General features: G+C 57.6%; 9 protein-coding genes and 1 tRNA gene. All 10 read left to right on the top strand.

The features are described 5' to 3' along the window. Positions 1-18: 18 nt before the first annotated feature. The 10 genes from BHE81_RS17930 (at position 19) to dppF (ending at position 12,139) form a co-directional block, all read left to right on the top strand. A complete protein-coding gene (locus BHE81_RS17930; protein ID WP_073545694.1) occupies positions 19-600 on the top strand; it encodes an autotransporter outer membrane beta-barrel domain-containing protein in 582 nt (193 codons plus the stop codon). 241 nt (positions 601-841) lie between these two features. After that, positions 842-2,047 (top strand): MFS transporter, encoded by a 1,206-nt coding sequence (locus BHE81_RS17925; protein ID WP_002921907.1) that lies wholly within the window; start codon positions 842-844, stop codon positions 2,045-2,047. A gap of 242 nt (positions 2,048-2,289) precedes the next feature. Then, positions 2,290-3,963, top strand: coding sequence for a kdo(2)-lipid A phosphoethanolamine 7''-transferase (gene eptB / locus BHE81_RS17920; RefSeq protein ID WP_009308767.1), 1,674 nt, complete (start codon positions 2,290-2,292; stop codon positions 3,961-3,963). 191 nt (positions 3,964-4,154) lie between these two features. After that, entirely contained in the window at positions 4,155-5,549 is a 1,395-nt protein-coding gene (locus tag BHE81_RS17915; protein WP_023301442.1) for an ankyrin repeat domain-containing protein, read from the top strand. Positions 5,550-5,668: 119 nt separating this feature from the next. After that, positions 5,669-5,745, top strand: a tRNA-Pro gene (locus BHE81_RS17910). Positions 5,746-6,461: 716 nt separating this feature from the next. Next, entirely contained in the window at positions 6,462-8,069 is a 1,608-nt protein-coding gene (dppA, locus tag BHE81_RS17900; protein WP_002921789.1) for a dipeptide ABC transporter periplasmic-binding protein DppA, read from the top strand. A gap of 134 nt (positions 8,070-8,203) precedes the next feature. Beyond that, positions 8,204-9,223, top strand: a complete 1,020-nt coding sequence (gene dppB, locus BHE81_RS17895) for a dipeptide ABC transporter permease DppB (protein ID WP_002921786.1) — start codon at positions 8,204-8,206, stop codon at positions 9,221-9,223. A gap of 9 nt (positions 9,224-9,232) precedes the next feature. Next, positions 9,233-10,135 (top strand): dipeptide ABC transporter permease DppC, encoded by a 903-nt coding sequence (gene dppC / locus BHE81_RS17890; RefSeq protein WP_004145207.1) that lies wholly within the window; start codon positions 9,233-9,235, stop codon positions 10,133-10,135. A 10-nt stretch (positions 10,136-10,145) separates the two neighbouring features. Beyond that, entirely contained in the window at positions 10,146-11,129 is a 984-nt protein-coding gene (gene dppD, locus BHE81_RS17885) for a dipeptide ABC transporter ATP-binding protein (protein ID WP_002921785.1), read from the top strand. Next, positions 11,126-12,139: a dipeptide ABC transporter ATP-binding subunit DppF gene (gene dppF / locus BHE81_RS17880; RefSeq protein WP_002921784.1), complete on the top strand. Its 1,014-nt coding sequence runs from the start codon at positions 11,126-11,128 to the stop codon at positions 12,137-12,139. The genes dppD and dppF overlap by 4 nt, the downstream gene beginning before the upstream one ends. The last annotated feature ends 4 nt before the right edge of the window (positions 12,140-12,143 follow it).

The following is a 12,143-nucleotide window of genomic DNA, read 5'->3' as shown; positions in this document are numbered from 1 at the left end:
GCGAGCGTATCCGTCTGGGTGTCATGTGTCTCTGGAGCGAATGCCTGGCAACAGGAATATATCGCTATCGATACAAAAAGTAATACGTCGGAACGCTATACATGGGATAGCGATCACCAACCACGTTATGAAGATATTCTCGCCGAGCGGATGAAGTCCTCTGAGACGCCCGGCGGGCTGGCGTTAAACCAGGGGCTGGCGCCGCCGGAAAGCGGCCGCGGCCTGAGCGTTGGCTGGAATTATCCGCTGGCAAACGGCGTAACCTCCGGGCCGGTGGCCAGCCTGCGCAGCGACGTCACCGCGCCGACGGTGAGAAACGCAGGCGAGGCGGGCTACGTTAACACGCTCGGCTGGCGCATGGATTATCAGGCGCTGTGGGGCGTGCATCCCTGGGCGCAGGTGAGCTATAACCAGTCGCTCGCCAGCGATGTCTGGGCGCCGATGACCCGTGCCAGGGAGGGAGGCTGGAGCGATGTCACCCTGGGCGCTGATATGCGGTTGGGATCCCACGTGGCGGCATGGGCAACGCTATCGCAGGCGGATAACCTGCCGTCAGGGGAAAATACGCTCTATTTGATGGGGGTCAGCGCCAATTTTTAATCGGGAATTGTTACGCATTTGAAACGATGTGGTTATTGTTAAATCTCAGCAATGGCGCATTTCTGTGAGATAGCGCACACTAACTTTTTGCCTGTAATTTACGGAATGAATGTTATGCAATGCCATTCATTCCAACATTAATGCATTTCATTCCCCGCTGATGGCAGTTCATGCCTTTTTCCCCCACTGGATGAGGGGCCTTCGCTATTGTGGCGGCAGTTAATTTATCAGGACAACTGCTATGAACGCTGCAAACCGTCAATCGACCCGCTGGCTGACACTGATCGGCACCATCATCACCCAATTCGCTCTCGGTTCGGTTTATACCTGGAGCCTGTTTAACAGTTCGCTGTCTGACAAACTGGGCGAGCCGGTCAGTCAGGTGGCTTTTTCCTTTGGTCTGCTGAGCCTCGGGCTGGCGCTCTCTTCGTCGGTCGCCGGCAAGCTGCAGGAGCGCTTTGGCGTGAAGCGCGTCACCATGGCCTCCGGGATCCTGCTCGGCCTGGGCTTCTTCCTGACCGCGCACTCCAGCAGCCTGATGATGCTGTGGCTGAGCGCGGGCGTGCTGGTGGGGCTGGCGGACGGCGCCGGTTACCTGCTGACCCTGTCGAACTGCGTGAAATGGTTCCCGGAGCGTAAAGGGTTGATCTCCGCCTTCTCCATTGGCTCCTATGGTCTCGGCAGCCTGGGGTTCAAATTCATTGATTCCCACCTGCTGGCCACCGTTGGCCTGGAAAAAACCTTCGTTATCTGGGGCGCTATCGTGCTGGTGATGATCGTCTTTGGCGCGACCCTGATGAAAGATGCGCCAAATCACCCGGCAGCCACCGCGGCCAACGGCGTCGTGGAAAACGACTTCACCCTCGCCGAATCGATGCGTAAACCGCAGTACTGGATGCTGGCGGTGATGTTCCTGACGGCCTGCATGAGCGGTCTGTACGTAATTGGCGTAGCGAAAGATATTGCCCAGGGAATGGTCCACCTGGATGTCGCCACGGCGGCCAACGCGGTAACGGTTATCTCGATTGCGAACCTCAGCGGTCGCCTGGTGTTAGGTATCCTGTCTGATAAAATCTCCCGCATTCGCGTGATTACCATCGGTCAGGTCGTGTCGCTGGTGGGGATGGCCGCGCTGCTGTTCGCCCCGCTGAATGCCTTGACCTTCTTCGCCGCCATCGCCTGCGTCGCCTTTAACTTCGGCGGCACCATTACCGTCTTCCCGTCGCTGGTGAGTGAGTTCTTTGGTCTGAACAATCTGGCGAAAAACTATGGCGTGATTTATCTGGGCTTCGGTATCGGCAGCATCTGCGGCTCTCTCATCGCTTCGCTGTTCGGCGGTTTCTACGTGACCTTCTGCGTGATCTTCGCCCTGCTGATCCTCTCGCTGGCGTTATCCACCACCATTCGTCAGCCGAAAAGCACGGTATATAACGAGGCGCACGCCTGAAACCTGCGGCGTGAAACGTGCCCCTGGTTATTTCCCTAAGCAAATAGTGCCAATCCAGCCAAATGTTTTGTAAATGTTTGGCTGGATCACATTCCCTCCTGATACTTTTCTCGTTCCCTGTGGTCTACTTATCGCGGTTTGTAGAGGTTTCTGATAACCAACCCTAACGCACCCTATTAGCCTACTGACTCGTGCCACAGCGTCAGGCGGTGTTTTATTCTTCTTTTTCCAGGTTTGCTTGCATGAAATATATTAGAACGATGACGCAGCAGAAGCTTAGTTTTTGGCTGGCGCTGTACATCGGCTGGTTTATGAACGTCGCCGTTTTTTTCCGGCGTTTCGATGGTTATGCTCAAGAGTTCACTTTCTGGAAAGGGCTTTCCGGTGTTGTTGAACTGGTTGCCACGGTATTTGTCACCTTCTTCCTGTTACGTCTTCTGTCGCTGTTCGGCCGCCGTATCTGGCGCATTCTGGCGACGCTGATTGTCCTGTTTTCCGCCGCGGCGAGTTACTACATGACGTTCCTCAATGTGGTGATTGGCTACGGGATCATCGCTTCGGTGATGACCACCGATATCGACCTGTCGAAAGAGGTCATCGGCTGGCACCTGATCCTCTGGCTGGTGGCGGTGAGCGCGCCGCCGTTGCTGTTCATCTGGAGCAACCGCTGCCGCCATACGCTGCTGCGCCAGCTGCGCACCCCGGGCCAGCGGGTTAAAAACGTGCTGATCGTGGTGCTGGCCGGACTGATTGTCTGGGGACCCATCCGCCTGCTAGAGCTGCGCCAGCATGATGTGGAGCGCCATTCGGAAGTGGATATGCCGAGCTATGGCGGGGTGATCGCCAACTCTTACCTGCCGTCGAACTGGTTGTCGGCGCTGGGTCTGTACGCCTGGGCGCAGGTGGATGAATCCTCAGACAACAAATCGCTGATTAACCCGGCGAAGAAGTTCACCTACGTCGCGCCGGAAGGTCTGGATGATACCTACGTGGTGTTTATCATTGGCGAAACGACCCGCTGGGACCATATGGGCATCCTCGGCTATAGCCGCAATACCACGCCAGAGCTGGAGAAAGAGAAGAATCTCGTCGCCTTCCGCGGTTACTCGTGCGATACCGCTACCAAACTGTCGTTACGCTGCATGTTTGTGCGCGAGGGCGGGGCGGAAGATAACCCCCAGCGGACGCTCAAAGAGCAGAATGTCTTTGCCGTGCTGCATCAGCTGGGCTTCAGCGGCAATCTGTACGCCATGCAGAGCGAGATGTGGTTCTACAGCAACACGATGGCCAACAATATCGCCTACCGCGAGCAGATTGGCGCCGAGCCGCGCAACCGCGGTAAGAGCGTTGACGATATGCTGCTGGTGGATGAGATGAAGCGCGGTATGGCGCAGGGCAACGCCTCCGGTAAGCATCTGATCATTCTCCACACCAAAGGCTCCCACTTTAACTACACCCAACGCTACCCGCGCAGCTTCGCCCAGTGGAAACCGGAGTGCGTCGGCGTCGACAACAAGTGCTCGAAAGAGGAACTGATCAATTCCTACGACAATAGCGTGACCTATGTCGATCACTTTATCGTCAGCGTCCTCGACCAGCTGCGGGATAAGAAAGCGATTGTGTTCTATGCCGCCGACCACGGGGAGTCGATTAACGAGCGTGAACACCTGCACGGTACGCCACGCAAGATGGCGCCGCCGGAGCAGTTCCGCGTGCCGATGATGGTGTGGATGTCGGATAAGTACCTGGAAAATCCCGATCACGCCGCCGCGTTTGCCCATCTGCAGCAGCAGGCCGCGATGAAGGTGCCGCGCCGTCACGTCGAGCTGTACGACACCATTATGGGCTGCCTCGGCTATACCTCGCCGGATGGCGGGATCAATGAGAACAACAACTGGTGCCGGTGGAAAAAGTAAGGCCCGATAGTTTTCAGATTCTCGGGTCTGTTTTCCTTTCCTGAGCCCAGGATAAGCTAATCCCTCGCCGGCTGACGCCGCGCGAGGGATTTTTTTCGCACAGTGGACGTGTCTGGCAGGTGACCTCTTCTTCTTTGATTACCCCTGCTTCCTCGCTTCCCCTGTGCATGAACTTTTCATGGAGAGAAAGGATGAAGGTGATAAAGGGGTTGGTCCTACTGTGCCTGATGATGCTCGCGGGCTGCCAGTCTGAGGAAGAGACCAGCCAGTTCCTGCTGGCCTGTAAATACGATGCGCCAGCGACGATCGCAGCCATGCTGGATAACGGCATTGATGTGGATGGTCAGGATAAAACCGGCTTAAGCGGCCTGATGGTCGCTGCTGCGGAAAATCGACGCGATGTGGTTGAATTGCTGCTTAAGCGTCGGGCGAAGCCGAACCTCCAGACGCGCCAGGGCGTCACGGCGCTGATGCTGGCGGCGGCGCGTGGCAGCGATACCGCGATTATCGGCGATCTTCTCCAGGCGGGAGCGTCGGTGAATCAGACCTCCATCGACAAGAGTACGGCATTGATGTCCGCCATCTCCGACGGCGGGGACGTCAGAAACGACTATCAGCATATTCTGGCGATGAAAAAGCCCGATGCGCCTGTCGAAGAGGAGAGTACGCTGGACAAGATAGTTGGCGCAACGGCGGTGAAATCGCTGGCGACGGGCAATCGCGCGCTGATGACCGAAGACATGGCGTTACAACTGGCGCCCGGCGCGTTTAAGAAGAACGTCGACGAGATAGTGGCGCTGCTCCTCAAGCACGGCGCGGACGTGAAGGCCGTCAACGCGTCCGGGGAATCGGCCTTTTTCCTCGCTGTCGATCACGCGCGATCGGCGGAAACCATCACGACGTTGGCCAACGCCGGGGCGGACACCAGCCTGGCGGATAAATCCGGCACCACACCGCTGATGCTGGCGGCGGCGGGGGATGAGCCCGATCTGGTGCTGGCGCTGTCGGCCTCCGGGGTGGAAGTGGATCAGCCGAACCGTGAAGGACTCACGGCGCTGCAGGTGGCGGCGGGTCAGGGGGCGCCTGCGGTGATCGCGGCGCTGGCGCAGCGCGGCGCAAAGGTGGACCAGCTTTCCGCCAACGATCTCAGCCCGCTGATGCTGGCGGTCAAAATGAATAATAAAGCCAATGTCGAGGCGCTGCTTGCGGCTGGCGCCAGCGTCAACCTCAGCAATAAGGCCGGCTATACGGCGATTGGCTACAGCCGGGCCGGCGAGGTTCGCCAGCTGCTGCTGGCACAGCATGCCGAGCTGAAGGGGCAGGCCGCGCATATGGCGCAAAGCGAACTGCAGTTTTGTGCTAATGCCTTTGCCGACAAGCTGGCATACAGCGACATCGCCCGGGCGGTGAATAACGATACCCGCCCGGATATTATGCGTCATCAGCAATCCTGCCCGGAGCTGGGGGAGCTGACGATGCTACTGGGAGAGTTTACATTCACCCCGGCGGGCGCAACCTATCTCGGCGAGCCGGTGACATGTAAGGTATCCGAGTATCGCAAAACGTTTGAGGTGAACTGCCGCTAAAAACGTTGAGCAACCGGCGATTCGCTGCTCAGGCTGCTGAGTTTCTCGCCGGTTGAGCGATTTTTTGAAAATAAGGCATTGACGGGTAGGCATCCCAGCAGTAAGATGCGCCCCGCATTCGGTGATTGGCGCAGCCTGGTAGCGCACTTCGTTCGGGACGAAGGGGTCGGAGGTTCGAATCCTCTATCACCGACCAAATTCGAAAAGCCTGCTCAATGAGCAGGCTTTTTTGCATCTGGGGCCTGCGAGGAAGAGAACCTCCGGGGGCAGGAGGTTCGACTCGCGTTCCGTAGGCCCGCGCAAGCGCAGCGCCGCCGGGCATCATCAGTGCACGACTGGCCAAAAATACCACCAAAATCACAATAAACGTCTTTACTCACGTTTTCAGCCGGCTATTCGCTATTTTGTGACATCTTCCATTGCATTTTTTTATCGATGAACAGATCTTTTTTCGCGAAGCTTATGGCTGAATGCAGCATTTTCCGCTGTGCGTTTTAACGTTCACGCTATTAATCGCTCACATATTGGTCACACAGCAAGAAATTTTTCTCATTTGCTGGCATTGTTTCCCACTGGGTGTTGCAAATTAATAAGGTCTTTATTCTGCTGAATTGCCAGTAGCATAAATTTCTCTGCTGAAAATAGCGTCCTGAAGTTTTTTTAATCTTTGCCTGCCGTTTCTCACGCTGGATGTAAAACCCGGCTGGCTGTATTGACGTTTCCCCATTCTGTTGACAGATTGTAGGGCATGAGGGGCATTTCATGGAGAATCCGTACTGCAACTCAGTCGTTTTTGCGAAAGGAATCCCCATCTCTCTCTACGCCTTCGGGCACCACCGACCGGACCGGGTAAAAAATAAATAAAGGTCCGGCGGATATATGCAAACAACATCACAATTTTGGAGCAGAATAATGAGTATTTCCTTGAAGAAATCAGGGATGCTGAAGCTTGGTCTGAGCCTGGTCGCCATGACCGTCGCCGCCAGCGTGCAAGCGAAAACCCTGGTTTATTGTTCTGAAGGCTCGCCGGAAGGATTTAACCCACAGCTCTTCACCTCTGGCACCACCTATGATGCCAGCTCCGTACCGATCTATAACCGCCTGGTCGAATTTAAAACCGGTACGACGGAAGTTATTCCAGGACTTGCTGAGAAATGGGAAGTCAGTGCGGATGGCAAAACCTATACTTTCCACCTCCGTCAGGGTGTGAAGTGGCAGGATAATAAAGACTTTAAACCAACCCGTGACCTGAACGCCGATGACGTGGTGTTCTCCTTCGATCGCCAGAAGAATACTAATAACCCGTACCATAAAGTTTCTGGCGGCAGCTATGAATACTTTGAAGGGATGGGCTTACCGGACCTGATTAGCGAAGTGAAGAAAGTGGACGATAATACCGTCCAGTTCGTCCTGACCCGTCCGGAAGCGCCGTTCCTCGCTGATCTGGCCATGGACTTCGCCTCCATTCTTTCGAAAGAGTATGCTGACAACATGCTGAAAGCCGGCACGCCGGAAAAAGTGGATCTCAATCCTATCGGTACCGGCCCATTCCAGCTGCTGCAATACCAGAAAGATTCCCGCATTCTGTATAAAGCCTTCCCGGGCTACTGGGGTACCAAGCCGAAGATCGATCGTCTGGTCTTCTCCATCACCCCGGACGCTTCCGTGCGCTATGCCAAGCTGCAGAAAAACGAGTGCCAGGTGATGCCGTACCCGAACCCGGCGGACATCGCGCGCATGAAGGAAGATAAGAACATTACCCTGCTGGAACAGCCGGGTCTGAACGTTGGTTATCTCTCCTTTAACACCGAGAAGAAACCGCTGGACGACGTCAAAGTACGTCAGGCGCTGACCTACGCGGTCAACAAAGAAGCGATCATCAAAGCGGTTTACCAGGGCGCAGGCCAGGCGGCGAAGAACCTGATCCCGCCGACCATGTGGGGCTATAACGACGACGTTAAGGACTACACCTACGATCCGGAGAAGGCGAAGCAGCTGCTGAAAGAAGCGGGCCTGGAAAAAGGCTTCACCATCGATCTGTGGGCGATGCCGGTACAGCGTCCGTACAACCCGAACGCCCGCCGCATGGCGGAGATGATTCAGGCTGACTGGGCCAAGATTGGCGTCCAGGCCAAGATCGTCACCTACGAGTGGGGCGAGTATCTGAAGCGGGCGAAAGCGGGCGAGCACCAGAGCGTGATGATGGGCTGGACCGGCGACAACGGGGATCCGGATAACTTCTTCGCGACCCTGTTCAGCTGCGCCGCGGCGAAAGACGGCTCCAACTACTCGCGCTGGTGCTATAAGCCGTTTGAAGATCTTATTCAGCCGGCCCGCGCTACCGACGACCACAACAAGCGTATTGAACTGTACAAACAGGCTCAGGTAGTGATGCATGACCAGGCTCCGGCGCTGATCATTGCTCACTCCACCGTCTATGAGCCGGTGCGTAAAGAAGTCAAAGGCTATGTGGTGGACCCGCTGGGCAAACACCACTTCGATAACGTCTCTGTCGAATAATAAGCACGATGCCTGACCCCCTCTCCCCGCGTGGGAGAGGCGGGGGGCGTATTCCCGCTATTCCGGGGAATGCTTTTGTGAGCAATACAGACGCCCTGTCGCCAGGCGGGGCGTCACTAGAGAGAATCCGGGTTATGTTGCAGTTTATTCTCCGACGTCTGGGACTAGTCATCCCGACATTTATCGGTATCACCCTTCTCACCTTTGCCTTCGTCCATATGATCCCCGGCGATCCGGTGATGATTATGGCGGGCGAACGTGGTATTTCCCCCGAACGTCACGCGCAGCTGCTGGCCGAAATGGGCCTTGATAAGCCGCTGTGGCAGCAATATGCCCACTATATCTGGGGCGTGCTGCACGGCGATTTAGGCATCTCGCTGAAAAGCCGCATTCCCGTGTGGCAGGAGTTTGTCCCACGCTTTAAAGCCACCCTTGAGCTGGGCGTCTGCGCGATGATCTTCGCCGTCGCCGTCGGCATTCCGGTGGGCGTGCTGGCTGCGGTAAAACGCGGCTCCATCTTTGACCACACCGCGGTGGGCCTGGCGCTGACCGGCTACTCAATGCCTATCTTCTGGTGGGGCATGATGCTGATTATGCTGGTTTCGGTACAGCTGAACCTGACGCCGGTCTCCGGGCGCATCAGCGATACGGTGTTCCTTGACGATACCCTGCCGCTGACCGGCTTTATGCTGATCGACACCGCCATCTGGGGCGAGCAGGGCGACTTTATTGACGCCTTAATGCATATGATCCTGCCCGCTATCGTGCTGGGCACCATCCCGCTGGCGGTGATCGTGCGTATGACCCGTTCGTCGATGCTGGAAGTGCTTGGCGAAGACTATATCCGTACCGCGCGCGCCAAAGGCCTGACCCGGATGCGGGTGATCGTGATCCACGCGCTGCGTAACGCGATGCTGCCGGTGGTCACGGTGATTGGTCTGCAGGTGGGCACCCTGCTGGCGGGCGCCATCCTGACGGAAACCATTTTCTCATGGCCTGGTTTAGGTCGCTGGCTGATCGACGCGCTGCAGCGTCGCGATTATCCGGTGGTGCAGGGCGGGGTGCTGCTGGTGGCGACGATGATTATCCTCGTCAACCTGCTGGTCGACCTGCTGTACGGCGTGGTGAACCCGCGTATCCGGCATAAGAAGTAAGGGGCCATCATGTCACAAGTTACTGAAAATAAAGTTATCGCTGCGCCGGTACCCATGACTCCGCTGCAGGAGTTCTGGCACTATTTCAAACGCAACAAAGGGGCGGTCGTCGGGCTGGTATACGTGGTGGTGATGATCGTCATCGCGGTATTCGCCAACTTCCTCGCCCCCTATAACCCGGCGGATCAGTTCCGTGATTCGCTGCTGGCGCCGCCGTTCTGGCAGGACGGCGGCAGCATGGCGCATCTGCTCGGCACCGACGACGTGGGCCGCGATATTCTGTCGCGCCTGATGTACGGCGCCCGCCTGTCGCTGCTGGTGGGCTGCCTGGTGGTGGTTCTGTCGCTGATCCTCGGCGTGGTGCTCGGCCTGGTGGCGGGCTATTTCGGCGGAGTGGTGGACTCAATCATCATGCGCGTCGTCGATATTATGCTGGCGCTGCCGAGTCTGCTGCTGGCGCTGGTGCTGGTGGCAATCTTCGGGCCCTCCATCGTCAACGCCTCGCTGGCGCTAACCTTCGTGGCGCTCCCGCACTATGTGCGTCTCACGCGCGCCGCGGTGCTGGTGGAGGTCAACCGTGACTACGTGACCGCCTCCCGCGTAGCGGGCGCCGGCGCGATGCGCCAGATGTTCGTTAATATTCTCCCTAACTGTCTCGCGCCGCTGATCGTTCAGGCGTCGCTGGGCTTTTCCAACGCCATTCTCGACATGGCAGCGCTGGGGTTCCTCGGCATGGGCGCGCAGCCGCCAACGCCGGAGTGGGGCACCATGCTTTCCGACGTGTTGCAGTTCGCGCAGAGCGCCTGGTGGGTAGTCACCTTCCCGGGCGTGGCGATCCTGCTGACGGTGCTGGCATTTAACCTGATGGGTGACGGTCTGCGTGACGCGCTCGATCCCAAACTGAAGCAGTAAGAGGTTCGAGATGGCGTTATTGAATGTAGATAAATTATCGGTGCATTTCGGCGATGAAAACGCGCCGTTCCGCGCCGTAGACCGCATCAGCTATAGCGTGAAGCAGGGTGAAGTGGTCGGTATCGTCGGGGAGTCCGGCTCCGGTAAATCCGTCAGCTCGCTGGCGATTATGGGGCTGATTGACTATCCCGGCCGGGTGATGGCGGACAAACTGGAATTTAACGGCCGCGATCTGCAGCGCATCTCTGAAAAAGAGCGGCGCCAGCTGGTGGGGGCGGAAGTGGCGATGATCTTCCAGGATCCAATGACCAGCCTCAACCCGTGCTTCACCGTCGGCTACCAGATTATGGAAGCGATTAAGGTCCATCAGGGTGGTAATAAGCAAACCCGCCGCCAGCGGGCCATCGACCTGCTGAACCTGGTGGGCATTCCCGATCCGGCCTCGCGGCTGGACGTCTATCCGCATCAGCTTTCCGGCGGCATGAGCCAGCGCGTGATGATCGCGATGGCGATTGCCTGTCGGCCAAAACTACTGATTGCCGATGAACCGACCACCGCGCTGGACGTGACCATTCAGGCGCAAATCATTGAGCTACTGCTGGATCTGCAGCAGCAGGAGAATATGGCGCTGGTGCTGATCACCCACGACCTGGCGCTGGTGGCGGAAGCCGCGCATAAAATTATCGTTATGTACGCGGGTCAGGTGGTGGAGACCGGTGACGCGAAAGATATCTTCCGCGCGCCGCGCCATCCTTATACCCAGGCGCTGCTGCGCGCGCTGCCGGAATTCGCCCAGGATAAAGCGCGTCTGGCCTCGCTGCCGGGCGTGGTGCCGGGGAAATATGACCGTCCCAACGGCTGCCTGCTTAATCCGCGCTGCCCCTATGCTACGGATAAATGCCGTAGCGAAGAGCCGGCGCTCGCGGATCTGACCGGCGGCCGCCAGTCTAAATGTCACTACCCACTCGATGATGCCGGGAGGCCTGGATTATGAGTACGCAAAAGGCCGCCACGCCACAACCGCTGTTGCAGGCCATTGATCTGAAAAAACACTATCCGGTGAAGAAGGGGTTATTCGCCCCGGAACGGCTGGTGAAGGCGCTGGACGGCGTCTCCTTTACCCTTGAGCGCGGTAAAACGCTGGCGGTAGTGGGGGAGTCGGGCTGCGGCAAATCGACCCTCGGTCGTCTGCTGACGATGATTGAGATCCCCACCGGCGGCGAGCTCTATTATCAGGGGCAGGATCTGCTTAAGCACGACCCGCAGGCGCAGAAGCTGCGGCGGCAAAAAATCCAGATTGTGTTCCAGAACCCGTATGGTTCGCTGAACCCGCGTAAAAAAGTGGGGCAGATTCTGGAGGAGCCGCTGCTGATTAACAGCAGCCTGAGCAAAGAGCAGCGGCGTGAAAAAGCGCTGGCGATGATGGCGAAAGTGGGCCTGAAAACCGAGCATTACGATCGCTACCCGCATATGTTCTCCGGCGGTCAGCGTCAGCGTATCGCTATTGCTCGCGGGCTGATGCTGGATCCAGATGTGGTGATTGCCGATGAGCCGGTCTCCGCGCTGGACGTTTCGGTACGCGCCCAGGTGCTGAACCTGATGATGGATTTGCAGCAGGATTTAGGGCTGTCCTACGTGTTTATCTCCCACGACCTGTCGGTCGTCGAGCACATCGCCGATGAAGTGATGGTGATGTATCTCGGCCGCTGCGTGGAGAAGGGCACCAAAGACCAGATCTTCAACAATCCGCGTCATCCGTACACCCAGGCGCTGCTGTCGGCGACGCCGCGTCTGAACCCAGACGACCGGCGCGAGCGGATCAAGCTGACCGGCGAACTGCCGAGCCCGCTAAATCCGCCACCGGGCTGCGCCTTTAACGCGCGCTGTCGCCGTCGCTTTGGCCCCTGCACTCAGCTCCAGCCGCAGCTGAAGGATTACGGCGGCCAGCTGGTGGCCTGCTTTGCCGTCGACCAGGATGAGAATCCGCAAAAGTCCCACGCCTGATGGC

The organism is Klebsiella sp. AqSCr, assembly GCF_008452795.1.
Lineage (GTDB): Bacteria > Pseudomonadota > Gammaproteobacteria > Enterobacterales > Enterobacteriaceae > Klebsiella > Klebsiella pneumoniae.
This window is presented reverse-complemented; position numbering and strand designations above follow the sequence as displayed.